Annotated in this window: 25 protein-coding genes; 11 read left to right on the forward strand and 14 right to left on the reverse strand. The window is 61.3% G+C overall.

The features are described from left to right. Nucleotides 1-24: 24 nt before the first annotated feature. Together CLH61_RS10400 and CLH61_RS10405 are read left to right on the forward strand one after the other, a co-directional pair. Nucleotides 25-741: a YebC/PmpR family DNA-binding transcriptional regulator gene (locus CLH61_RS10400; protein WP_099614679.1), complete on the forward strand. Its 717-nt coding sequence runs from the start codon at nt 25-27 to the stop codon at nt 739-741. Between the two features lie 17 nt (nt 742-758). Then, on the forward strand, nt 759-1,481 hold the full coding sequence (locus tag CLH61_RS10405; protein WP_099614680.1) for a glutamine amidotransferase: 723 nt from the start codon (nt 759-761) through the stop codon (nt 1,479-1,481). A 6-nt stretch (nt 1,482-1,487) separates the two neighbouring features. Here the strand turns inward: CLH61_RS10405 and CLH61_RS10410 are convergent, their stop codons facing one another. The 5 genes from CLH61_RS10410 to CLH61_RS10430 form a co-directional block, all read right to left on the reverse strand. Continuing rightward, entirely contained in the window at nt 1,488-1,841 is a 354-nt protein-coding gene (locus CLH61_RS10410; RefSeq protein WP_099614681.1) for an FHA domain-containing protein, read from the reverse strand. 14 nt (nt 1,842-1,855) lie between these two features. Further along, nucleotides 1,856-2,605: a PP2C family protein-serine/threonine phosphatase gene (locus tag CLH61_RS10415; protein ID WP_099614682.1), complete on the reverse strand. Its 750-nt coding sequence runs from the start codon at nt 2,603-2,605 to the stop codon at nt 1,856-1,858. Then, a complete protein-coding gene (locus CLH61_RS10420) occupies nt 2,602-4,197 on the reverse strand; it encodes a serine/threonine-protein kinase (RefSeq protein ID WP_099614683.1) in 1,596 nt (531 codons plus the stop codon). The genes CLH61_RS10415 and CLH61_RS10420 overlap by 4 nt, the downstream gene beginning before the upstream one ends. Nucleotides 4,198-4,383: 186 nt before the next feature. Further along, nucleotides 4,384-4,977: a CAP domain-containing protein gene (locus CLH61_RS10425; protein WP_099614684.1), complete on the reverse strand. Its 594-nt coding sequence runs from the start codon at nt 4,975-4,977 to the stop codon at nt 4,384-4,386. A 175-nt stretch (nt 4,978-5,152) separates the two neighbouring features. Beyond that, complete coding sequence (locus tag CLH61_RS10430; protein WP_099614685.1) at nt 5,153-6,292, reverse strand: patatin-like phospholipase family protein; 1,140 nt, start codon at nt 6,290-6,292, stop codon at nt 5,153-5,155. Nucleotides 6,293-6,417: 125 nt separating this feature from the next. Here CLH61_RS10430 and CLH61_RS10435 point away from each other — a divergent pair, with 125 nt between their 5' ends. Together CLH61_RS10435 and CLH61_RS10440 are read left to right on the forward strand one after the other, a co-directional pair. After that, nucleotides 6,418-7,851: a phospholipase D-like domain-containing protein gene (locus CLH61_RS10435; RefSeq protein WP_099614686.1), complete on the forward strand. Its 1,434-nt coding sequence runs from the start codon at nt 6,418-6,420 to the stop codon at nt 7,849-7,851. Between the two features lie 105 nt (nt 7,852-7,956). Further along, entirely contained in the window at nt 7,957-8,142 is a 186-nt protein-coding gene (locus CLH61_RS10440; protein ID WP_099614687.1) for a hypothetical protein, read from the forward strand. Nucleotides 8,143-8,221: 79 nt separating this feature from the next. Here CLH61_RS10440 and CLH61_RS10445 read toward each other — a convergent pair whose 3' ends face one another. Continuing rightward, nucleotides 8,222-8,890 carry a murein L,D-transpeptidase catalytic domain family protein gene (locus tag CLH61_RS10445; protein ID WP_099614964.1) on the reverse strand — a complete coding sequence of 223 codons (669 nt, stop codon included), beginning with the start codon at nt 8,888-8,890 and terminating at the stop codon, nt 8,222-8,224. 409 nt (nt 8,891-9,299) lie between these two features. On the opposite strand from CLH61_RS10445, the gene CLH61_RS10450 reads away from it, so the two are divergent. Beyond that, a complete protein-coding gene (locus CLH61_RS10450) occupies nt 9,300-9,701 on the forward strand; it encodes a PA2779 family protein (protein WP_099614688.1) in 402 nt (133 codons plus the stop codon). A 37-nt stretch (nt 9,702-9,738) separates the two neighbouring features. Next, on the forward strand, nt 9,739-10,725 hold the full coding sequence (locus CLH61_RS10455) for a PA2778 family cysteine peptidase (RefSeq protein ID WP_228152608.1): 987 nt from the start codon (nt 9,739-9,741) through the stop codon (nt 10,723-10,725). Here CLH61_RS10455 and CLH61_RS10460 read toward each other — a convergent pair. Next, the gene (locus CLH61_RS10460; RefSeq protein WP_099614965.1) at nt 10,694-11,386 is read right to left on the reverse strand and encodes a class I SAM-dependent methyltransferase; all 693 of its coding nucleotides are present in this window, start codon (nt 11,384-11,386) and stop codon (nt 10,694-10,696) included. The genes CLH61_RS10455 and CLH61_RS10460 overlap by 32 nt on opposite strands. 114 nt (nt 11,387-11,500) lie before the next feature. Here CLH61_RS10460 and CLH61_RS10465 point away from each other — a divergent pair, with 114 nt between their 5' ends. Then, nucleotides 11,501-12,181 (forward strand): SOS response-associated peptidase, encoded by a 681-nt coding sequence (locus CLH61_RS10465; protein ID WP_099614690.1) that lies wholly within the window; start codon nt 11,501-11,503, stop codon nt 12,179-12,181. Here CLH61_RS10465 and CLH61_RS10470 read toward each other — a convergent pair. The 3 genes from CLH61_RS10470 to CLH61_RS10480 form a co-directional block, all read right to left on the reverse strand. Beyond that, nucleotides 12,156-13,166, reverse strand: coding sequence for a CobW family GTP-binding protein (locus tag CLH61_RS10470; RefSeq protein WP_099614691.1), 1,011 nt, complete (start codon nt 13,164-13,166; stop codon nt 12,156-12,158). The two genes, CLH61_RS10465 and CLH61_RS10470, sit on opposite strands and share 26 nt — an antisense overlap. Before the next feature lie 124 nt (nt 13,167-13,290). Beyond that, on the reverse strand, nt 13,291-13,704 hold the full coding sequence (arfB, locus tag CLH61_RS10475; protein WP_099614692.1) for an alternative ribosome rescue aminoacyl-tRNA hydrolase ArfB: 414 nt from the start codon (nt 13,702-13,704) through the stop codon (nt 13,291-13,293). 60 nt (nt 13,705-13,764) lie between these two features. Beyond that, complete coding sequence (locus CLH61_RS10480) at nt 13,765-14,361, reverse strand: hypothetical protein (RefSeq protein ID WP_099614693.1); 597 nt, start codon at nt 14,359-14,361, stop codon at nt 13,765-13,767. Between the two features lie 125 nt (nt 14,362-14,486). On the opposite strand from CLH61_RS10480, the gene CLH61_RS10485 reads away from it, so the two are divergent. Next, a complete protein-coding gene (locus CLH61_RS10485) occupies nt 14,487-15,080 on the forward strand; it encodes a C40 family peptidase (RefSeq protein ID WP_228152609.1) in 594 nt (197 codons plus the stop codon). 38 nt (nt 15,081-15,118) lie between these two features. Here the strand turns inward: CLH61_RS10485 and CLH61_RS10490 are convergent, their stop codons facing one another. Further along, a complete protein-coding gene (locus CLH61_RS10490; RefSeq protein ID WP_099614694.1) occupies nt 15,119-15,592 on the reverse strand; it encodes an Lrp/AsnC family transcriptional regulator in 474 nt (157 codons plus the stop codon). A 173-nt stretch (nt 15,593-15,765) separates the two neighbouring features. Here CLH61_RS10490 and CLH61_RS10495 point away from each other — a divergent pair, with 173 nt between their 5' ends. Next, nucleotides 15,766-19,287 carry an indolepyruvate ferredoxin oxidoreductase family protein gene (locus CLH61_RS10495; RefSeq protein ID WP_099614695.1) on the forward strand — a complete coding sequence of 1,174 codons (3,522 nt, stop codon included), beginning with the start codon at nt 15,766-15,768 and terminating at the stop codon, nt 19,285-19,287. A 16-nt stretch (nt 19,288-19,303) separates the two neighbouring features. On the opposite strand, the gene CLH61_RS10500 is transcribed toward CLH61_RS10495, so the two are convergent. Next, nucleotides 19,304-19,930, reverse strand: a complete 627-nt coding sequence (locus tag CLH61_RS10500; protein WP_099614696.1) for a TetR/AcrR family transcriptional regulator — start codon at nt 19,928-19,930, stop codon at nt 19,304-19,306. 223 nt (nt 19,931-20,153) lie between these two features. Here CLH61_RS10500 and CLH61_RS10505 point away from each other — a divergent pair, with 223 nt between their 5' ends. After that, on the forward strand, nt 20,154-21,257 hold the full coding sequence (locus CLH61_RS10505) for a class I SAM-dependent methyltransferase (protein WP_099614697.1): 1,104 nt from the start codon (nt 20,154-20,156) through the stop codon (nt 21,255-21,257). 34 nt (nt 21,258-21,291) lie between these two features. Here CLH61_RS10505 and CLH61_RS10510 read toward each other — a convergent pair whose 3' ends face one another. Further along, nucleotides 21,292-22,407 carry a PilT/PilU family type 4a pilus ATPase gene (locus CLH61_RS10510; protein ID WP_099614698.1) on the reverse strand — a complete coding sequence of 372 codons (1,116 nt, stop codon included), beginning with the start codon at nt 22,405-22,407 and terminating at the stop codon, nt 21,292-21,294. 71 nt (nt 22,408-22,478) lie between these two features. Then, entirely contained in the window at nt 22,479-23,246 is a 768-nt protein-coding gene (locus CLH61_RS10515) for an SDR family oxidoreductase (RefSeq protein WP_099614699.1), read from the reverse strand. Between the two features lie 160 nt (nt 23,247-23,406). Here CLH61_RS10515 and ypfJ point away from each other — a divergent pair, with 160 nt between their 5' ends. Beyond that, nucleotides 23,407-24,312, forward strand: a complete 906-nt coding sequence (gene ypfJ, locus CLH61_RS10520; RefSeq protein WP_099614700.1) for a KPN_02809 family neutral zinc metallopeptidase — start codon at nt 23,407-23,409, stop codon at nt 24,310-24,312. Nucleotides 24,313-24,326: the final 14 nt, after the last annotated feature.

Genomic DNA, 24,326 nt, shown 5'->3' on the forward strand with positions numbered 1-24,326 from the left:
CGAACAGCTCAACGAGGCAGCGTTATGGGCAGAGCCTATCAAAACCGCAAAGATTCCATGGCCAAGACGGCCGCCGCGAAAACCAGGGTATACAGCAAGTATGGCCGCGAGATTTACGTATGCGCCAAGTCCGGCGGTACCGAGCCGGAAAGTAACCTGACCCTGCGCGGCCTGATTGACCGCGCCAAGAAAGACCAGGTTCCCAGCCACGTTATTGAGAAAGCCCTCGAGAAAGCCCGCGGTGGCGCCGCTGAGGACTTCTCCCCCGCCCGTTACGAGGGGTTCGGCCCCGGCAACTGCATGGTGATTATCGACTGCCTGACCGACAACCCCAACCGGACGTTTGGCGACGTTCGCCTGGCCTTCACCAAGACCAAGTGCAAGATCGGCACCCCCGGCAGTGTCAGCCATATGTTCGATCACTGTGCCATTTTCGCTTTCAAGGACCAGGACGAAGAAGCCGTTCTCGAAGCGCTGATGATGGCCGATGTCGACGTTACCGATATCGAGAACGAAGATGGCCTGATCACTGTCTTTACACCCCACACCGAATACGCCAAAGCCAAGCAGGCGCTGACCGACGCCTTCGAAGGCATTGAATTCGAGGTTGACGAGATCCAGTTCCTGCCGCAAACCTCTACAACCATTGAAGGCGATGATGTTCCGATGTTCGAGAAGTTCCTCGACATGCTGAACGAACTGGACGACGTCCAGAACGTCTACCACAACGCGGAACTCTGACAACCCGGAACGGCCCGATGACGCGAATCGCCATTATCAAGACCGGCCGGACTTTCCCCTCCGTCAGCGAGCGGTTCGGGGATTTCGAGGACTGGTTCATCACCGCGCTCGGGCCCGGTCCGCAGATTACCGTAATTGATGTGACGGGTGGCGATTCCTGCGGGCCGGTAGCCGACTGGGACGGCATCGTGGTGACCGGATCTCCGGCCATGGTGACGGACCGGGCCGGCTGGAGCGAGGCGACCGCAAAATGGCTTGCCGAGGCCGTCGAACGGGAGATTCCGGTCTTGGGCGTGTGCTATGGCCACCAGTTGCTGGCTCACGGAACCGGCGGCCAGGTGGACAACCACCCTCGCGGTCGCGAATCCGGAACCCACTGCATCCGGCTTCATGAGGCGGCCCGCCAGGACCCGCTCTTCGAGGGCCTGCCGGAACGCTTCCCGGCCCAGCTTACTCACCGCCAGTCCGTCATCAGCCTGCCACCGGGAGCCGTGTTGCTGGCATCAACGGACTTTGAACCCCACCAGGCCTACCGGATTGGCCGCTGTGCCTGGGGCGTGCAGTTCCACCCGGAATTCAGTGCCGAGGTGATGCGAGCCTACCTCGAGATCCAGGCTGACAGCCTGCGCGCCGAAAACCAGCGGCCGGAAACCCTGCTCGCTGCCGTGACCGATACCCCGGAAGCAACTGGCCTGCTGCGCCGCTTCCTGCACCTGGTTACCAACCGGTCCAGTCGCTAACGCACGTTACTCCTCGAGAATGTAGGCGGTTTGCTCCAGCGCATTCTCGCTGTCATCAATAAAGCGGAACTCGTTCCAGCCGATGCGGATCAGATCATTACTGTTCAGGCGCTGACGCTCGCTGACCCGCAGGTCATTCACCAGTGTGCCGTTGGTGCTGTTGCAGTCCGAGATGTAGTAATCGGTAACACCATCGAGGTAAGCATTGGGAATCGCTTCGATCACAGCATGTTGGCCGCTGACCGAAATCTCGTCGATGCGGATGCTGTTTTCCGCCCGCCGACCAATCGTCACGAGGGACTGATCGAGGTCAAACGACATGACCACAACATTGTCGACAAGCTGGGACAGTGATGCCATCGGAAAATCCTCAGTTAGAGCACAGTTAACAAAACCACAGAGACGTTATCGCTCGCCTGGTTGGCCAGACTGGCGTCAACCAGCTGACGGACCTGTTCTGCAGACGACGCCTCCCCACCAAGTAATCCGGACCAGCAGCTCTCCGGCAGCGCCCCGGTCAACCCGTCGGAACAGAGCAGCAGGCGATCTCCGGCAAGCAGATCGATCCTGCGCATGCTCGCCAGCACATCCGATGAGCCGCCCAGGGCTCGCGTAAGAACATTGCGGAAGGGCACTTTCGGAACATCGCGCTCGTTGATGCTGCCGTCCTCGAGCATCTTCTGTACCACGGTGTCGTCGCGGGTCTGGCACTGCACTTCCCCACCGCGGATCAGATAGCAGCGGGAATCTCCCAGATGGGCAATGTGAGCTTCATCGTCACGAATCCAGGCCAGAACCAGGGTTGTGCCCATCTTTGCCAGCGCCGGCATCTGCTGACGCCGCGACAGGATCCGCCGCTGCGCCAGGTTGAACGCTGCCTGGATCGCATCATCCATTGTCATGGGATCCTGATCCGGTATTTCCAGTTTGGGACCAATCACCTCCAGCACGGCGGCAACCGCAAGCTCACTCGCCACGCTGCCACCCGCATAGCCACCCATGCCGTCGGCAACGACGAGCAACGCCTGATCCCCCGCCTGACTTACCCGCCAGGCCACCGCATCCTCATTGACCGCCCTCCGAACACCGGCATCGGACAATCCGGCCACGGCAAAACACGTCATGAGACCACCCGTTCCGTTTCGCGAACCAGCACCCGCCGGATCGCCTCAGCCATGGCGCCAGCACTGGCAAACCGCTTGTCCGGCTCCCGCTGTATGGCTTTGTTGATCAGCCGGACCACGCCCTGTGGCAACTCCGGACGCCACTCACGGACACTGCGCGGGCGTTTGTTGAGAATCTGGTAGGTCAGGCTGGCAAGCGTGTCACCGTCGTAGGGGGTCTCGCCGGAGACCAGCTTGTACAGGGTCACCCCCAGACTGTAGATATCCGAGTGGCCGGTTACCTTGCTCCCCTTCAACTGTTCGGGGGACATGTAAAGAGGACTGCCCATCACACTACCGGTCCGGGTCCGGGAGTCATCGGCGATCTTGGCAATACCGAAATCGGTGATCCGCACCTCCCCGGTAGCAGGGTCATAGATAATGTTGCCGGGCTTGATATCGCGGTGGACGATCTGGTGGCCGTGAGCATAGTCCAGTGCCTCGGCAACCCGGCCGACAATGTCGAGCACGGTGGCAAGCGGCAGCAGCTTTCTTGGCCGGCTGAAGTCACTGAGCGGCCGCCCGCGGGCAAAATCCATGGCGATGTACGCCAGATCCGCGTCTTCACCGACATCATAAACGGTGACGATGGCCGGGTGACTCAACCGCCCCGCTGCCTCGGCCTCGCGGAAGAAACGCGCCTTCAGTGCACCAGCCTCCTGCTCCTCGAAGGCTGCACAGTTCAGGGTTTTGATGGCCACGGTGCGGGCAATCCGGGGGTCGCGGCCAAGATAAACCACGCCCATGGCACCGCGACCGATTTCCCGTTCAATCTCGTAGCGACCGAGCGTTGGCCTGCTGAGACTCTGTTCCGGGATGACCAGGGTCCTGTTGGCATCAAAGCCATCGACGCCGGGGTAACCACTCTGGCCGGCCAGTGCCTCCAGTGCGGCCAGTCGCTTGGCAACATCCCGGAAACCCTTGTCCCGCTTCAGAATGTCGCGGTAACTGGCCGCCGCCTTGTCATACTGTCGCTTGCGCTCCTGGACGATGGCTATGTCGTACAACAGACCGAGAACCGTATCGCTCGGTGAACACGCCGCCAGCGCCGCCCCCGCCTCGTCGGCCCGGCCCTGCTGCAGCAACAGCCGGCCAAGCTGCAGGCGCGCCACTCCGTTACTCTCGGCAAGGGCAAGGTTTTCCCGCCGGGGCTGCAGCCAGAACAGCATAAGGAGGTAACCGCCGACCAGGAATGACACCACCTCACCCAGAGGAAGCCAGCTGTCGTGGTAGAACATCAGGGCCGCCTGCGTCACCAGGAGGAGGCAGCCAATCAGCAGGGTGACGGGAAGCGCAACAGCTGCCCCAAGGCGCGGGACGGCAATCACCAGGTAGAGGGCCGAGACAACCAGACCGACGTGAACCACGGCATCCGACCAGAAGGGCGCGACCGGAACGGATGAGTACGGGTAACCAGGCAGGCCGAGCATCATCTGGTCGAGTGCGGCCAGAAACCCGGGCGTTTCGCCGGCCAGCACCAGCATCAGAGTCAGTGCCAGTATGGCCAGCCGCAGGCTGAATATTCGCGAGAGAACTGCACTGACCGGATTCACAACTTCCTGGAACTCCGTTTGGGGATCCGGAAAGTCTATGGGCTTCAAAAAGATAGCAACAGGGGAACCGGTGCTATTTTTGTAAGTGAATGTTCAATTGAGACCGGCTTCACGTTGCGCGAAACAAACCTCGAGAAACCCCGGCATCTGCCTCACTGCCGACAACACCACCTTACTGATGCTGGCTCAGCGTGGCGCCGCAAAAACCTGGGTCCAGTAGTTATCATAGTCGGCGGCATTCGTCAGGATGCGGCTGACGGCCATCTCGGTGAACCTGGGATCCATCAGATTGCGACAGTGGCCGGGGCTCTCGAGCCAGCCATTCACCACGTCTGTCACCTCGCCGAACCCGGCAGCAATGTTCTCCCCGACGATGGACCAGTCGTACCCGGTTGCCGACACCCGATGAGAAACCCGCAAGCCATCAGACCCGGTATGACTGAAGAAGTTATTGTCCGCCATATCGCCGCTGTGACGCTCGGCCGCACCCTCCAACCTACAGCTGTAGGTAACCGGTGCGACAGCATCGAATTGCTCATTGCCGCAACTGCGGGCCTGCGAGCGGGCCTGGTTGACGCGCTGCCACAGCTCTGCCTGGTACGCCTCCACCTCACAGCCGGACAGCATCACGGTGCCTGCACCGGCATCCAGCGAACCGCTCTCGGATTCGGCGACAGGCGCAACCGCCGCCGGACGGGAATCACCACCGGAGCCGCCACCACAGGCAGCAAGCAGAACGAGAGGCGCAAGTAGAACCAGAGTGCGGCTAATATCAGACATCGGAGCAGTCCATTTCAGATCAGGCAGATACTATAGGCCCGAAGAGGCCCTGCGTGTGTAAGGATTGGTACGCTCTCGGTTCCCCGTCAGGTCTGCAACGCACAAAAAATTACATTCCGGCACAACGCTGGGCAATAACCAGCACAATGGCTTGCAAACCGTCAATAAACTGGCCTCACCGGGTATCGACACCAAAAAACCGGTCAATCTGACCCGCATGGGCCTGGGCATCCTCATATCCCAGACGTATCAGGGCCTTACAAAAGCGACTATCAAAAAGCAGGTAACTGGCGAGGCTTGCGGTCGAAGGGTGACCGTGCTCCGCCGATCCGACCAGGTTACGCAACACCAGCGGAATGCCATCCATGTACCTGGCGGCAATTTCATCAAGGGGCTGGCTGGGAGAAATCTCCAGCAACTCCACCGGCTGCAGGTCAAGCCCGGCGCGCTCCAGGCGGGCCCGGGGAATAAGGCCCAACAGCTGGTTGATCAGCCTCAGCCGGTCGATGTCATAGTCCAGCGTATCGAGAAACATGCCATTGAAAACATGGGCAATGACATGCGCGAAATTTGGGGCTTCCGGGGTGTCGTGACGGGGCGGCGGTTTGACCGGGCACTGACCATTGGCACTGACCCCGATAACCAGTACCTTGCCGGCCCCCAGGCGCAGTGCGGGACTGATATGGGCCATCTGACGGGTAATGCCGTCACCATAGAACTCCTGGCCGATCCGTACCGGAGGAAACACCGTGGGAATAGCCGAAGACGCCATGACATGATCGAGACCGAGCTCGGTCCGGACACCACAACGCTGGCCGGTCAGCCAGCCTCCCAGGTCTTCCGGCCCTTCGTAAAAACACACGTTCTGGCCGGTGGAATAGCTGCAGGCATTAACCCCTACCGCCTTCAACTCACCCTCATCAATGGCACGCCGGATCAGCCCGAAATCCACCTCGCGCCCCAGCAGTTTTCGCAACGGCGAGTTATCCAGCAGTGCAATGGGAGCGCAGTGCTCACTGCCGGCAATCAGCCGGCGCGCAACCCCGGTCATATTGCGAAACAGGTCCAGCGTGTTGCTTTTATAGATCTGGCCGGCAGCCAACTCCCCCCAGAGGCCTTCCAGGCGGGAGACATTGTGGCGGAAAATGCTGCCACCACCGGCCAGGGCCATTGCATTGATGGCCCCGGCTGACGTCCCCACAATAACCCGGAAGGGATGACTCCAGTCCGGATACATATCGGAAATCGCCCGCAGCACGCCCACCTGATACGCAGCCCGGGCACCTCCTCCGCTCAGTACAACCCCAGTTTCCACCGTCTCACCTGCCTTATCCCGGAGTAGCACTGCCCGTTTCGCACTACGCTTACTGCCGGATTTCTGATGTCATCCGGGATGCAGTATAGTCACTGGCAGATATTGGGAAGCCGGGAAGCCCGCCGATGACACTGAAGTTTCTCCTCGCACTGCTCGTGGTCGCCGTAACCGGCACCGCGCTGTACCACACCCTGAAACCACTGCCCGCCGGACTGAATTTCGAAGGTCCGCAGCGCCCGCTGGTCGCTCCGAAGTTCCTTACCGACCTGACCTATCGTGACCAGCAGGGCAATCTGCAGCTGGAGCATCAGATTTTTGATGAGGTGTTCCGGCTGATCGGGCAGGCGGAGAAGCTCATCCTTGTCGACATGTTTCTGTTCAACGACACCCGTCCCCATGACCGCCACCGGGCACTGTCCGAGGAGCTCACCAGGGCGCTGATTGCCAGGAAGCAAGCCGTCGCGGATATCCGCATCATCGTTATCACCGACCCGCTCAACACCATGTACGGCGGCACCCGCTCGCCCTATTTCGACGCCTTACGGGATGCCGGCATTCCGGTGGTTGAAACCCGCCTGGAACGCTTGCGGGACACCAACCCCCTGTGGTCCGGTTGGTGGCGATTGTGCTGCCAGTGGCTGGGCAACTCCGCGGATGGTGGCTGGTTACCCAATGCCCTGGGGCCGGACCCGGTGCCACTGCGCAGCTACCTGGCCCTGCTGAACTTCAAGGCCAATCATCGCAAGACGCTGATTGTGGATGACGGAGACAGCTACCGGGCACTGGTCACCTCCGCCAACCCCCACGATGGCAGCAGTCAGCACAGCAATACCGCACTGAGCTTTGGCGGCGAGGCCGTTACCGACCTGCTCGCTACTGAAAAGGCAGCCCTGGCACTGTCCGGCGCCGACTCCGACGTTATCGACATCACCATTCCGGAAAGCGCAACCGATCGTCAACAGGGCGACGAATCACTGCAGGTTGTCACCGAGGCCGCAATTCGCGATGCCGCCCTGGAGATGATCCGATCCTCCGGAGCCGACGCGGCCCTCGAGCTGTCGATTTTCTACCTGTCTCACCGGGACATCGTCGAAGCTCTTGTTGCAGCCCATGGCCGCGGCTCCAGAATCCGCGTCTTGCTCGACCCCAATAATGAGGCTTTCGGCCACGACAAGAGCGGCATCCCCAACCGCCAGGTTGCCATGGAACTGACCCGTGCCGGCATCCCGGTGCGCTGGTGCAACACCCATGGTGAGCAATGCCACAGCAAGATGCTGATGCGACGTGACGACGCAGGTAGCTGGCAGATTCTGATGGGCTCCGCCAACTTCACCCGTCGTAACCTGGACAACCTGAACCTGGAAACCGACGTGTGGATCCGGGGCACCGGGCCGTCAGCGGTGCTGGACGGAGCCCGTCTCGCCTTTGACCGCAAATGGCAGCAGGGCCCTGGCAACCAGCCGGTGCTCAGCCTGCCTTATGAAGACTATGCAGACGAATCCCGCTGGCGCTACTGGCGGTACCGGGTTATGGAAGCAACCGGCATGTCCACCTTCTGAAACCTTGCACCCTGCCATCCGCAAACTGGCAATTCGGGCCGGCTGGGCCATAGTTAATCAGAGGCTGCTGAATGCATCAGACCTGAAACGACAAGGAGTAGCGTCATGTCCGATGAAGAGTATAAAAAGCTGCATCCGATCCTTCATGAAGTCACCCGGACGTATGTCGACCTGTACACCAATCGGCCGAATGAAAAAAACCGGGTAAAGCTGATCAAGCTGGAAGCGCTGTTACACGAAAACCTGCAACGAATCCTGCAGGCCAAAGAGGAAGTCGACGACGAGAAATAGCCGGAAACCCGGCGGGCAGGCCAGTCATTCGCAAGACCCGCCAGCCGGATTCAGGTTGGTGCCCTGGAGGGGCAACTGCTCAGCTCTGGCCAGCATCACCGAGATTGGCGTGGGCGACATCGGACTGGCCACAGTTCAGATAGGCTGAAGACTGGAGCCAGCGCTCATCAGGGTAATACTTGAAGACCAGCTGCCCGCCCTTGAGATTGTCGACGACTTCCTGGATAACTTCCTGGCGTACCGCCGGACAACCCTGGCTGCGGCCGATGCGGCCGTACTTTTCGATCCAGGAATCCGCCACATAGTCTGCACCATGGATAACGATCGCGCGCTGACGGGCATGGTCATTGAATCCTGGCTCCAGGCCATCCATGCGCAGTGAGTACCCGTGCTTGCCATAATAGGTCTCACTGGCGAGAAACAGGCCAACACTGGACTGGTGACTACCCTCGCGGTTGGAAAACGAACTGGCGCTGGCATCGCCAGAGTTGCGACCGTGAGCCACCAGATCCTTCAGCACCAGATCACCACGGCTGAGATCGAACACCCATAACCGCTTCTCGCTGGACGGCAGTGAAAAGTCGATCACCGCCAGCCGCTCCGGCGAGGTTACGCCGTTACGGATCGCACAACTGGAGGCGGCGAAGGCCTTTTCCAGCACGTCCCGGTTCAGGTCCGGTGCAGCAGATGCCATCCTGGCCAACAGCGAACTGTCAAGATCTGCCGCCTGGGAAAGCGGGGGAACCATGGAAAGAACTGCGGCACACAAGGTGGCTGCCAGAGTGCGTGTTTGGCGCCTCTTCAGCATCGGGATATCCTCACGAATCAACTCGGCCATCCGGAAACGGGTCCGGATTTCTGAAAAATAGTCTCGGGGATTCTAACAGGGTTTTCTGAGAATCACGTCTAACCGTACAATTCTTAACCAAATGGTAACGGGAAGAGGGAACGACTTCCCTGGCCTGACAGGGCTAATGGTCACCCGTTCCGCCAGCCTGAACTGGCCGGAACGGCGCCTCAGGGTCCAACTGTAGACGGAGGCAGCATATTGATCTTTAACAACTGCCTCTCTACTTTAAAAAGGGAATGCAGTTCTTTGCTGACTGCAGGTACCTTCTCCACAATAACGGCCTCGCTGAAGGCATAGGGAGTCTGGAATGCAGGGTTTTCGCAAGCACATGAGGTATATCTCGTTTTTCATGGCCCTTCTGATGGCTGCGGTCACGGTCGGTGCCGCACCCGCGGCGGCCGGCGTGGTCGGTACCGGCGAACTGTTGACGGAACAGCGCGTGGAGCTTGACCGTCAGGCACTGCTGGACATGCTGGAACGGGAAGAGGTCAAAGCCAAGCTGGCCGACATGGGAGTAACCCAGGAGCAGGTGGAACAACGGATCCAGAACCTGACACCCACCGAGCTCGCTTCCTTCGAACAACAACTGGCCGAAGCACCGGTTGGTGAAGACGTCGTAGGCATTATCGTGCTGTTCTTGCTGGTCTTCATCATCACCGACATGCTGTGTGCCACCAATATCTTCTCGTTCATCAACTGTATCCGATAGGTGCCCGGCCGGGATGAACCGATCAACAGGCAGACACATGCTCAGAACCGCCAGCCTTGTGCTGGCGGTTCTGCTTGCAGGCTGCGCCACACAGCCGCAATGGCCCGCGGTCGCTGTCGGCGACGCCAATGTGCGCCTCGACCGCAGTGTCCGGCTCGACCGCAGTGTCCAGCTCGACCAAGTGCCCTTCCATCCCCAGGAGCGCTACCAGTGTGGTCCGGCCTCGCTCGCCATGATGCTGAACAGCCGGGGCATGAACCGGAACCCCGATGACCTGAAAGAGCTCGTCTACCTGCCAGGCCGCCAGGGCTCCCTGCAAGTGGAGCTGGTGGCCGCCGCCCGCAGCCATGATCTGCTGGTTTATCCACTGGATGGCACCCTCGAAACCCTGCTGACGGAAGTCGCTGCGGGTAATCCGGTGCTGGTAATGCAGAATCTGCGGCTGAGCTGGTGGCCGCAATGGCATTTTGCGGTCGTCATCGGGTTCGATGCCGACGACCGGCGTATTATCCTGCACACGGATACCCGCGAGGCACACCGGGAGACGGTAGAAGTGTTCATGGCAACCTGGAGCCGTGCCGGAAACTGGGCGGTAGTGATGATGCCACCCGACGAGGTGCCGGCTACCGCCAAGCCGGTGGATTACCTGATGGCCGCCAGCGACCTCGAAAGCACCAACCGCTTCGATGCCGCCAACCAGGCCTATCAGACCGCCGAGCAGGTCTGGCCGGATCAGCCCGCCGCCGTGCTGGGCCAGGGCAACATTGCATACAGCAGGCAGGACTGGGCAGCGGCCAGCCGCCATTATCAGCGGCTGACCGATAGGTTTCCCGATGTCGCCGCAGGCTGGAACAATCTCGCCCACGCCCTGGCGCACCAGGGCTGCGGGGTTTCCGCCAGGGACGCGGCGGCGTGTGCGGCGCAGTTGAACCCGGACCGCTTCGGGAGCACCCCGGACCTGGCAGCGGCGCCGGCCAGCGAGTCCTGTCCGGTCATCCGTTGCCCGGTACCGGCGGCTGACTGAGCGGCTTGCGGAAAATCGCGACGTCTTTGGCGGGAATCTCCAGAACCCAGCCAAAATGGTCGGCAAGCCACTGTAACGTAGCCTCCCGATAGAACACCACATGGGTCGGATCACGGCGGTAATGCCAGTTGGCAAAGCGGCTGTCATCCGTCTGGAAGCAGGTCATTACCCCCAGCAGGCCACCTGGCTTCAGCAGCCGGTCCAGCAAGCTGAAGGTCTCCAGGGGGTGATGGAGATGTTCCACCACCTCGGTACAGGTAACGAACTCATACTGCCCCGCCAGCGCCCCATGGTTCGGATAAAAGAGCGGATCAAAGAGGCGGACCTGCATCCCCGCTTCACGCAACATCATGGCCAGCGCAGGGCCCGGGCCGCAACCGAAATCCAGCCCCTCGCTGCCCGGGGCAAGCCTCGCCAGCAACGGCCCGGCCAGTTTATTGAGAAAGCGGCGGTAGCCGGGATCTTCCGGCTGGTTGTCATGGAGCCGATAGACTTCCTGCTCGTCATCCGGCGATAGCCGACAGCGAGCGTCCATCAGCGTGCACTGGCAGCGCTCGCAACGCCAGTAGGGTACCTCGCGGATGGTTACGAGATGTCGCAGGGAACCACTGCCCTGGCAGACCGGACAGCGTTCGAAAGAGGACTCGGGAGTATTGTTCATGATGACCGGAAGATACACAGGAGTGCCCGCCAGCGCCAGAGGCCCGGGTCCGGTTTGCCGGCAGACGGCGCCGGTGCCATGCTATTGGCACCAGGACTGAGAGACCGGAACACCATGTGCGGACGATTCACCTACTACACCCCTCCGGAAACCCTGCTGCTGAACTATTTTCCGGACGGCCTGGAAGTAGACGGGCAATTTCCGCCCCGCTACAACATCACGCCAGGGGTGGGAATCCCGATGATCCGCGCCCGCTTGAGCGGTCCTGCCGTCATGGCCCCCTCACTCTGGGGCTTTCGCCCGACCTGGGCGGGCGACACGGCACCTGCGCCGATCAATGCCCGCGCTGAAACCGCGGCAAGGTCCCGCTACTTCAGCGAGGCCTTTGCCCACCACCGCTGCGTGATTCCCGCCAATGGCTGGTACGAATGGACCCGGGAAGGCCCCGTGAAGCAGCCCTGGTACATTACCCGCTCTGACGACAGCAAGTACGCCACACTGTTTTTTGCCGGCCTCTGGACGCCCTTTGAAGGAGATGAAACCACCGCCTGCGCCATCATCACCGAACCGGCAGCAGAGCACCTTCGTCACATTCACGATCGCCAGCCGGTGGTGCTTGATCCCGGCTGCCTGGCGGACTGGCTCAACCCCGATATCACTGACCGGCAGCAGATCCGGGCAGTGAGCCACCGCCTGCCGGCCCGGCAATTGACCGCCTGGCCGGTATCACCGGCGGTCAACAATCCGCGAAATGATTCCGCGGAACTGATCAGGAAGCAGAGCCGTCAGGATTAGTGGCCCGTCCTGCCAGGGCCAGCCGCAGTTGCGCATCCAGCGCTTGCTCATCCAGCGGTTCACCGCTGATCACCTCGAGTCGCGACAGTTCGCGGGGTTCGGTGGCTGATACGCTCAGGGCACCGTCCGCCACGTTGACCACTCGCCAGCCTTCGGTGGAGTGCACCACGGCCTTGAACCGCTGCAACCGGCCATCCATCGCCAGCACCAGCAACGCCGTCTCGTCCAGTACCAGGTCCGGATGCAGGCGCCAGCCCACACTGAAGTGTCCCTGTCCCTGGTTGCATACCTGTTGCCAGGGTTCCTCCACCACCGACGGTGGCACCGGTTTTTCCGGCTCGGGATGATGGTGATGATGGGCGCCCGGCTCGCTCACCTGCGGCAGGTCCGTTACGCCATCCAGCCAGCGCGCATCGAGACGACCGTAACGGGTATGGCAGACCGCGCGTTTTGCCGGCTGAAGTTGTTCCGCCCAACGGTCGAATTCGGCCAGTTGGTCCAACGTACACAGGTCGGCCTTGTTTGCCACCAGGATGTCCGCCGCCGCCACCTGATCACGGAACTGCACATTGTCCAGTACCCGCGGATCTGCCAGCCGGCGCGGATCCACCAGGCAAATAACCGGCCCCAGGGTCAGCACATCGTGATAATGCTCATTGGTCAGGGTTTCGATGATCTGGGAAGGGTGGCCCAGCCCGGTGGGTTCAATCAACAACCGGTCCGGCTTTGCCTTGTGAATCAGTTGATTCAGTCCGATCTGCATCGGCAAACCGGCAACGCAGCACATGCACCCCCCCGGCACCTCCCTGACAAAGGCACCTTCGGTTTCCAGCATCGCCCCGTCGATACCTACCTCGCCAAATTCGTTGACCAGCACGGCCCATACTTCACCTGCAGGTTTGTGCCTGAGCAGGTCAAGAATGGCGGTGGTCTTGCCCGCCCCGAGAAAGCCGAGGATCAGACTGGTAGGGATCGGTTGTTTCATGGCGGGCGTCCGGGAGGTGAGAGAAGTCAGGAGTGTTATAACATAACACAAAGCGGCGACGGGAATCACCCGGCGCCTGGCGGACGGCTCGCGCCTCCCGGAAGGACGACTTCATGCTGGAGTGTCAGGGCTGGACCTTGCCCCGCAATGCCTTGATCTTTCCCTTATGGGTTTTCTTGTCGACCCGGCGAGTCTGCGAGCCTTTGGTCGGCCTCGTGGGACGGCGCGCCTTCTGCTGCTTCACCGCGCCCTGAATCAGTTCGCGCAGGCGGTTCAGGGCATCTTCCTTGTTCAGCTCGAGGGTGCGGAAACTCTGGGCCTTGATGACCACAATACCTTCCTTGCTGATGCGCTGGTCAGACAGCGCCATAAGCCGCTCCTTGTAGAACGGCGGCAGGCTGGAATGCAGGATATCGAAACGCAGATGCACCGCCGAGGCCACCTTGTTGACGTTCTGGCCACCGGCACCCTGGGCGCGAATCTGGGTAATCTCGATCTCCCAGTCGGCCAACTCGACCGCGTTCGAAATCTTCAGCATCGATGGTTCTTTACCGATAAGAATCTGAAATCTTCCATACCGTGACCTATTCCGTCCAGGTTATTGTTTCTGTGGCGCCGGAACCCGCTCGAACAGATACCAGCTGCCCGTTTCGGCATAAACAGGAACCAGCAGAAAGGCGAGCCCGATGGCGCCCCCGGTCTCATGCATGATCAACGAGCCGTCGACCGCATTGCGAAACGCCACGTCGCTCCAGGTCAGCCCGACTACCGGGTTATCAGGCGCGCGCCGGACCCCGGGCACTTTCGACGGCCGGAACACCAGCCAGCCATCGTAACAGTCAAAGACCCCGTCACTTTCCCGGTAGTGCTGCCGCACCAGCACGGCCCCGCCCGGCGTATGGCCGGAGACTACCAGGGAGTCATTGTCTTCAAGGCTGAGGGACACCGACTGCACCAGATTGAGCCGCTGTTCTCCGGGCAACAGGGTCAGCGCCAACAGCTGGTCACCCTGGGGATGGGGGTAAGTCTGCCGGCTCAGCTGTGCTCGGTACTCACCATTGACCGCGCTGCAATCGCTGTTATCCGCCACCACCTCGGACCAATCGGCCGGATAGTTGCTCTGGTCAAAGCTCACGCAGCCCGACAACGCCACGAATGCGGCACATGATGCCAGCAACAAGACTCTGGAAATCATTGAATTTCGTCTCCCTGAACACCTGAAACCCTGGAACTCTAAAACCCTGGCAATCGTAACCTGACAACCAGGCCGCTTCCTTATAAAGTGATCGGGTATTGTCCATACCCACAGCTTGGTGATCCATGCGTCTTTCCGCTCAGGGGCTGCTTTGCCGGGTGGCTGAACAGAACCCCGCCAACCTGAATACCAGGACCTTCAAACCGGCCATTCTGGCCATGCTGTGGGCGCTGGTGCTCGCTGGCTGCGCCAGCCAGCAGCCCCAGGTGTCGCCACAACCCCCGTCCGTCACCACTGACATCCACGCGCCACGGACTGAAACCGGTAACACCGCTGGTCCGGTGCCACAGTCGGCCACAGTCGACCGGCTAAGGCAAGTCTTCGAGCGTTACCAGGGCGTTCCGTACCAGTATGGCGGCACCACCCCGAAAGGTTTTGACTGCTCGGGATTCATTCGCCAGGCCTTCGCGGAGGGGCTGGACCGTCACCTGCCGCGCACCACGCGCCAGATGCTGACCGAGGGCAGATCGGTACCCCAGGACCAGCTCCGGGTTGGCGACCTGGTGTTCTTCAACATCCGGGGGCGCGAGCAACACGCCGGCATCTACATGGGGGGAGACCGGTTTATTCATGCCTCCACGTCAGTCGGGGTAACCGAGTCCAGCCTGAACGGCCTCTACTGGCGCGGCAGGTTTACCCAGGCACGACGCTTCGACTGACCTGGCAAGGGTGCCGGCCCGGCTGGCGAACCTTGAAGTCAGTCGGCAACCGGCACCGAGTGGGTATTCTTGATCTCACGTAACGCAAAGTTCGAATGAACATTGGCTATACCCGTCAGGGTAAAGATCTTTTCGTTGAGGAAGCGGTCGTACGACGCCATGTCCGGCACCACCACCCGCAACACAAAATCTGCGTTGCCAGTCACCGCAAAACACTGCAGGACCTCCGGATAGCTGCGCACTTCCCGCTCGATACCGGCGGTACTGTCAATGGTATGGCGCTGCAGGGACAGATTGACCAGCACGCACAGGCCCTGCCCCAGCTTTTCCGGATCGAGCCGGGCACTGTAGCCCTGTATCACCCCCTCTTCCTCGAGGGTCCGTACCCGACGCCAACAGGCAGCCGGTGACAATCCCACCTTTTCCGCCAGCAACTGGTTACTGATACGGCCATCCGCCTGCAGTTCGGCGAGGATGCGGCGATCGAATCGATCCAACTCGGGCTGTTTCATTTGGTAACACCTGCCTTTTATCAAATTTTCTTTCTTATTATTGTCTTTTATCAAAGCTTCTTTCGCAAACGCTGAATCCCACTGTTCAAATAGCAAGCACCTTCAAACGCAATCTCTCTAGAATTTCACTCAGTGACAACAACAATTCCCCCGCAGGAAAGGAGCTCACGGCCATGTCCGCCGATTCCCCGCAACTTGACGACTACAAGCTGGAAGACCGCTACCTTCGACAAACCGGGCGGGTCTTTCTCACCGGCACCCAGGCTCTCGTGCGGATCCCCCTGATGCAGGCCCGGCTGGACCGTCGCAACGGCCTGAATACCGCCGGCATGATCAGCGGCTATCGCGGTTCGCCCCTGGGCGCCTATGACCAGGCCCTGTGGCAGGCCAAGGACCTGCTGGCCGACAACCGCGTCGATTTTGTACCCGCCATCAACGAGGACCTGGCCGCGACCATCATGCTTGGCACCCAGCAGGTGGAGAGCGACGAGGATCGTCAGGTAGATGGCGTGTTCGGCCTTTGGTATGGCAAAGGCCCCGGCGTCGATCGCGCCGGCGATGCGCTCAAGCACGGCACCACCTACGGCAGCTCACCCCGCGGCGGGGTGCTGGTGGTGGCCGGTGACGACCATGGCTGTGTGTCGTCTTCGATGCCGCATCAATCGGATGTCGCCTTCATGGCCTGGTTCATGCCGACCATCAACCCGGCCAACATCGCGGAGTACCTGGAATTCGGTCTCTGGGGTTATGCCCTGTCCCGCTACAGCGGCTGCTGGGTCGGCTTCAAGGCCATTTCCGAGACGGTGGAAAGTGTGGCTTCGGTGGACCTGCCGCCGGTGCCGGCGTTTCGCGACCCGGAAGACTTCACGCCACCGGCAGACGGCCTGCATTACCGTTGGCCGGACCTGCCCGGACCGCAACTGGAAACCCGCATCGAGCACAAACTGGCGGCCGTGCAGGCGTTTGCCCGCGCCAACCCCATCGACCGCTGCCTGTACAACAACCCCCGGGCCCGCTTCGGCATTGTCACCACCGGTAAGGGGCACCTGGACCTGCTGGAAGCACTGGACATGCTGGGTATCGACGAAGCCCGCGCCGGCGAACTGGGGCTCGATATCTACAAGGTCGGCATGGTGTGGCCGCTGGAGCGCAAGGGCATCCTGAATTTCGTCCACGGCAAGGAAGAGGTCCTGGTCATCGAGGAAAAGCGCGGCATCATCGAAAGCCAGATCAAGGAGTACATGTCCGAGCCGGACCGCCCCGGAGATGTACTGATCACCGGCAAACAGGATGAGCAGGGCCGACCGCTGATGCCCTACGTTGGTGAACTCAGCCCCAGGCTGGTGGCCGGCTTTCTGGCCGCTAGGTTACAACGTTTCTTTGGCGCCGACTTTGACAACCGGCTGGATGCCATCAACAGCTACCCGGCCATGCAGGAACCCGGGGGCGTCCGTCGCCTGCCCTATTTCTGCTCGGGCTGCCCCCACAACACCTCCACCAAAGTGCCGGAAGGCAGCAAGGCGCTGGCCGGGATCGGCTGTCACTTCATGGCCTCCTGGATGGGGCGCAATACCGAATCCCTCATCCAGATGGGTGGCGAGGGAGTCAACTGGATCGGCAAGGCCCGCTATACCGGCAATCCCCACGTGTTTCAGAACCTGGGCGAAGGCACCTACTTCCACTCCGGCTCCATGGCCATCCGCCAGGCGATAGCCGCCGGTATCAACATCACCTACAAGATCCTGTTCAACGATGCCGTGGCGATGACCGGTGGCCAGCCGGTCGATGGCCGGATTACCGTACCGATGATTGCCCGGCAGGTTGCCGCCGAAGGTGTCCGCCGCATCGTGGTACTCAGCGATGAGCCGGAAAAGTACGACGACCACCATAATCAGTTCCCGGAGGACGTGACCTTCCACGGTCGCGAGGAGCTGGATGCAGTCCAGCGGGAGTTGCGGGAGATCCCGGGCTGCACTGTACTGATCTATGACCAGACCTGTGCCGCCGAGAAGCGTCGCCGCCGCAAGCGCGGAACCTTCCCTGACCCGGCGAAACGTGCATTCATCAACCACCACGTCTGTGAGGGCTGCGGCGACTGCTCGGTGCAGTCCAACTGCCTCTCGGTGGTGCCACGAGAAACCGGTCTGGGCCGCAAACGCAGGATTGATCAGTCGTCCTGCAACAAGGATTTCTCCTGTGTCAGTGGCTTTTGCCCGAGCTTCGTCACGATCGAAGGCGGCCGGCTGCGCAAGTCCCGGGCAATGGATACCGGCTCGCTGCTGCAGCAGCACCTGGCCCGGGTGGCGGCGCCTGCCGTGCCTGCCCTGAAAGGTTCCTACAACCTGCTGGTAGGAGGTGTCGGCGGCACGGGTGTGGTTACCGTAGGCCAGCTGATCACCATGGCTGCCCACCTCGAAGCGCGGGGTGCCTCGGTGCTGGACTTCATGGGCTTCGCCCAGAAAGGCGGCACTGTACTCAGCTACGTGCGGCTGGCACCCTCGCCGCAGCAACTGCGTCAGGTCCGTATCGGCGCCGGCCAGGCAGATGCCGTCATCGCCTGCGACCTGGTGGTGGCCTCGTCCCAGAAGGCGCTCGCCGTCATGCGGCCCAATCACACCCGGGTGGTGGCCAACGAGGCTGAGCTGCCCACGGCAGACTATGTGCTGTACCGGGATGCCGACATGCAGGCCGACAAGCGCCTGGACCTGATCCGCGACACGGTCGGCGTCGAGCGCTTCGACCGCACCGACGCCAATGGCCTGGCCGAAAAACTGCTGGGCGATACCGTGTTTTCCAATGTACTGATGCTGGGGTATGCCTGGCAGAAGGGCCTGGTACCGGTGTCGGAAGCGGCCCTGATGCGCGCCATCGAACTGAACGGTGTCGCGGTGGACCGCAACATGGAAGCCTTCGGCTGGGGGCGGCTTGCGGCTGCCACCCCGCAGGCCGTCACTGCACTGGTCAGTGACGAGCCCGAATCCGCCTCCGGCAACGACCGCCAGACCGGGCAGGAACCAACCCTGGATGAGCAGATCGAAACCCGTTACCGCCACCTGGTGGCTTACCAGAACCGCGCCTGGGCGGATGGTTACCGGGGCCTGGTCGGGGCAGTGCGGGCGGCAGAACAGCAACTGGACAGCCAAAGTCAGCTGCTGACCCGTGCCGTCGCCCAGCAACTGTTCCGCTTGATGTCTTACAAGGACGAGTATGAAGTGGCCCGGCTGTTCACCGAAACCGACTTCCTCAAGGAGGTTGAGAACACCTTTGAGGGCGACTACCAGATTGCCTTCCACCTGGCCCCGCCTTTACTGGGCAAGGGCCTCGACGCCGACGGCCGGCCCCGTAAACGTCGCTTTGGGCCGTGGATGCTCCGGGTGATGGGCGTCCTCGCCCGCCTGCGCCGCCTGCGTGGCACCCCGCTCGACCCGTTCCGCTATTCCGCGGACCGCAAGCTGGACCGCAGCCTGCTGGCCGATTACCGCGCGCTGGTCACCCGTATCCCCGGAGAGCTGACGGCGGACAACTACGACACCTTCCTGCAGCTCGCCGAACTGCCTGCCGAGGTTCGCGGCTTTGGCCCGGTACGGGAGCAGGCCGCCGGGGCCATTCAGCAGAAGCGCAGCCAACTGCTCAAAGCCCTGGAAACGGGGCGGCCGACGCTGATCCGAGCCCGCCAGGCCGAGGAAGTCCACTAACCGGTCTGGCCGGCCTTCAGTGCACCGTGGCCCGGTCCGGTTCGAACAACAGCCGGATATAGCTACGCAAGAGCAGGATCTGGGCCGGGAGAATTTGCCGGTCGCCGGTGGCCCGCCCCAGTACCAGGCCCCCCTCAATGGTGGCCGACACCATGTCGGCCAACTCATCCAGGTTAACCTCACAGCGCGACGGGTAGCGCTCCGCGATGGCTTCCAGCAATGACCGGAAGCGCTGCCGCCAGTGCAGCACAATACGCCGGTTCAGCTCCCGGACTTCCCGGTCAAACAGGCTCTCCTGGTAGCAGCAGGTTGCCACCAGGCAGCCGGGATGCTCCTGGGGCAGATTGGCCATGAGTTCCGCCAGCAGCTTGAGTCCCACCAGAAACGCCTGCAGCGGGTCTTCCGCCAGGTCACGGCCACGATTGAAGACGTCATCCAGTATCACATCTTCCCGTTCCAGGTAACGCAGCAACAAGGCCTTGGCCAGCGCATTCTTGTTCTGGAAGTGGTAGAAGAATCCACTCTTGGTGATGCCCGCCTCGGTGATCACCTCTTCAATCGAGGTGGCACCAAAGCCTTTCTGCAACACCGATTCCTCCATGATCGCCAGAATCCGTTCCCGTGTTTCCTCACCCTTGCTCATTGTCGTGTCCTCCGGGTAACCGTACCGTGAGTACAGTTATGCCACCTCTCCTCCACGACAATAGCCCCGAAAAGAGGCTACAAAAACGGTAACCGGCTGATCTGATGGGGATCAGCAAGGCGGGCCAAACCGTACCACGCGATTACTAGTCAGTATGGCGCAACTCCCCCATTCTGTTCATTACCCAGTAACGACAGATACACGGGACCAGGGAGAACCAAACATGACCATTGCAACCGCAGAACACATCATCAACGCCGGCTTTGACGAACACCGCGCCGAGCAATTTGCCGAACGGATGGTGGACATGCTCAACGCCGGCTGTACCGCGCTGATGATATCCATTGGCCATCGGACAGGGTTGTTCGACACCCTCGCAGCGATGGCTCCGGCAACCAGTGAGGAAATTGCCAGCCGGGCCGGCCTGAATGAACGCTATGTCAGAGAATGGCTTGGCGCGATGACCGTCAGCGACATCATCCGCCACACACCGGAAACCGCCACCTACCAGCTCCCGAGCGAGCACGCCATCAGCCTGTCCAGAACGTCGCCCGCGGACAATATCGCAGTCTTCGCCCAGTACATCCCCCTGCTCGGAGCGGTGGAAGACCAGATTGTCCATTGCTTCCGCCACGGTGGCGGTGTGCCCTATGAGAGCTTCCATCGCTTCCATGAAGTGATGGCCGAAGACAGTGGACAATCGGTCGTAGCGGCACTGGATACGCACATTCTGCCGCTGGTTCCGGGATTAACCGATCGGCTCGAACAGGGCATCCGGGTACTCGACGTCGGTTGTGGCCGTGGCAAGGCCCTGAACTGCCTTGCCGGGCTGTATCCTGCCAGCCGGTTTGTCGGTTATGACTTTTCCCGGGAAGCGGTCGATTACGCCCGCCGGGAAGCCAGCGAACAGGGCCATCATAATGCCACCTTCCAGGTCCGCGACGCCGCTACCCTTGGGGAGGGTAATGAGCGCGGCACCTTTGACCTGATCACCACCTTCGATGCGATCCACGACCAGAAAGACCCGCTGGCCGTGCTCCGGGGCATCCGGGCGGCGCTGGCGGACGACGGGGTCTACCTGGCCCAGGACATCAAGGGATCCAGTCACCATCACGGCGACCGCGACCACCCCATCGGCCCGATGCTCTATACCGTGTCCTGCATGCACTGTATGACCGTGTCACTGGCCCAGGGGGGCGAAGGACTGGGCGCGATGTGGGGCAAGGAGCGAGCTCTGGACTACTTCAGCAAGGCGGGCTTCGGCACCGTTGAGGTCAATGAACTGGCCCATGACTTCCAGAATTACTGGTACGTTTGCCGGCCATGATCATCGGGCCGCCCCCCGGGCGGCCCGCAACCCCTCAGTTGTCGTCATCCCCCATCACCCGGAAGTCGGGATGATCCCCATGGCCCTGACCATCTTCAAGACGGCTCTTGAGCATCATGTCAGTGCGGGAGTCGGCGTTGCGCAGGGCCTCGTCGAGGGAGATTTCGCCAGAGGCCCGGAGCCGGTTCAGATCCTGGTCAAAGGTCTGCAGCCCCTGCTCGGTGCTGCGGCTCATGGCGATCTTGATCTGGGGCAGCTCATCCCGCTCGATCAGGTCAACAATAAACGGTGTCCGCAACAGCAGCTCCACCGCAGGCAGCAGTTTCCGGCGGCTTCCCCGCAGCAGGCGCTGGCCGATTATGGCGGCCAGGTTCATGGAAATATCACCGAGGATCTGCTGGCGGTTATCTTCCGGGAACAGGTTAACCACCCGCTCGATGGCCTGAACTGTGCTGGTGGCATGGAGCGTCGCCAGCACCAGGTGACCGGTTTCGCTGTAATGCAGGGCATGCTGCATGGTCTGGCGGTCGCGGATCTCACCGATCACAATCACATCCGGCGACTCCCGCAGTACATTGCGCAGCGCTTCTTCAAAGCTGACGGTATCCAGCCCCACCTCGCGCTGGTTTACCAGGGATCGCTTGTGCTGGTGAATGAACTCCACCGGATCCTCGATGCAGATGATGTGGCCGCTGCGGTTGCTGTTGCGGTAGTCAATCATGGAGGCCAGGGTGGTGGACTTGCCAGACCCGGCGTTACCCACCACCAGGATCAGGCCGCGGTCCTGCATGACCAGTTCCTTGAGTTTCTCCGGCAGGCCGAGATCGGCAATCGCAGGGATATGGTTACTGATATGGCGGATCACCATGGCGACTTCGCCGCGCTGGAAGAACACGTTGATACGGAATCGGCCGATGGCCGGCACTCCAAGCCCCAGATTCATTTCCAGGGTATTCTCGAACTGCTCGACCTGCTTGGCGTTCATCACCTGGTAGGCGAGTTCACGCACCTGCTCGTTGGTCAGGACGACATCATCAAATGGCTCCAGTTCACCATCACGCTTCAGGTTTACCGGTGCTCCGACACTGAAGAACAAGTCGGAACCGCCCCGTTCCACCAGGGCATTCAGATAACTGTATACATCGGTCATTACTGATCTCCACAATTGCGACTGGCGCCGCTAGCCCCTGTTAGCTCAAGGCCGTTATACACTCATTGTTGTCAGTCAGCATAGATCATCTTGCGCACCATCCCGCCATCGATCACAAAGTTCTGGCCGGTGATAAAACCGGCCTCCTCGCCAATCAGGTAATGCACCATGGCCGCAATATCAGCGGCGCGACCAACACGCCCCGCCGGGTGCTGGTTATGATCCACCTCCGAAAGTGGTGCAACCGCTGCTGTCACCGGGCCCTGAAGCTCCCGGACATCGATCCAGCCGGGACTGATACAGTTCACCCGGATGTCCGGCCCGAGGCTCACCGCGAGGGCATGGGTCAGCGCAACCAGGCCACCCTTGGTGGCGGCATAGGCTTCGGTATCCGGCTCCGACTGCAGCGCACGGGTCGAGGCCATATTCACGATGCTGCCCCGCACCTTGCGCAAGTGCGGAACGGCATACCTGGCCATCAGGAACGGCCCGGTCAGGTTAACGTCCAGATAGCGCTGCCAGACATCCAGTGCAAGTTCCTCAACCGGACCGTTATCCGGGCTGGCAATCCCTGCATTGTTGACCAACGCATCCAGCCTGCCGGCCCAGCGCACCACCTCCTCCATCAGCTGACGGACAGCAGGTTCACTGGCAACGTCCGCGGCAAAGAACTTCAGCTCGCTGCCACTGCCCAGGCTGTCCGCCAGTTGTTCACCGGCCTCGCGGTCAATGTCACAGAACGCGACCCGCCAGCCCTTGCCATGCAGATATTCCACGATGCCGCGGCCGATGCCCCGGGCACCCCCGCTCACCAGCGCAACTCTCTTTTCCGTACTCATCGGCCCTCCAGGTTTCAAGGCAATTCGGGACAAACGCCAGCCTAGCCTTTTCCCCCACGGTTGTCCCGGTTGCGGACTATTATCTACAGAGAGTCCGTCGTTGTGCTGTCAGGACAGGTATGAAAACGGACGTTAACGGACGCAAAGGGAGGGTTGGGGCATGCGCTGGCGTGGCGGCAGACGAAGCAATAACGTGGAGGACCGGCGGGGAACGTCGCCGGGCTATTCTGCCGCGGGAGCCGGCGGGATGATGCTGTTACGACTGCTGCCGATGATGTTGCGCAGCAAGGTTGGCCGGGTGGTTCTGATACTGGGCGTAGTGGTTGTCCTGGGTGGCAAGTTCCTCGGCATCGACCTGCTGCCGATGCTGCTGGGTGGCGGCTCCGCCACCGTCCAGTCCCCCCGCGAGTTTTCCGCCGAAGAACAGCAGCTCGCGGATTTTGTGTCGGTCGTGCTGGCGGATACCGAAGACAGCTGGCGAGTGATCTTCAACGATCTGGGGGGTAGCTACCGGGAGCCGGTCCTTGTCCTGTTCTCCGGGCAGGTTCGCTCAGCCTGTGGCTTTGCAAGTGCAGCCGTCGGGCCCTTCTATTGTCCGGGGGACGAAAAAGTCTATCTCGACCTGTCCTTTTTCCATGACCTTGCCACCCGCTTCGGCGCGCCGGGAGATTTTGCCCAGGCCTACGTTGTTGCCCACGAAGTCGGCCACCATGTGCAGACCCTGCTGGGTATCAGCCAGCAGGTGCGCGAAGCCGGCCAGGGCCGTAGCCAGGCCGACATCAACGAACTATCGGTCCGGCAGGAACTCCAGGCGGACTGTTTTGCGGGAGTGTGGGGACACATCGCCCACCGGGACCGCCAGTTGCTGGAACCCGGTGACCTGGATGAAGCCCTGCAAGCTGCCTCCGCCATTGGCGACGACCGCCTCCAGCACCGCTCTGGCGGCGAGGTCGTTCCCGACAGCTTCACCCACGGCACGTCTGAACAAAGGGCGCGGTGGTTTCGCCGGGGTTTTGAGAGTGGCGACATGGAAACCTGCAATACCTTCGCCACCAGCCGGTTGTGAACCCCGATCGGGGC

Source organism: Marinobacter profundi (genome assembly GCF_002744715.1).
Lineage (GTDB): Bacteria > Pseudomonadota > Gammaproteobacteria > Pseudomonadales > Oleiphilaceae > Marinobacter > Marinobacter profundi.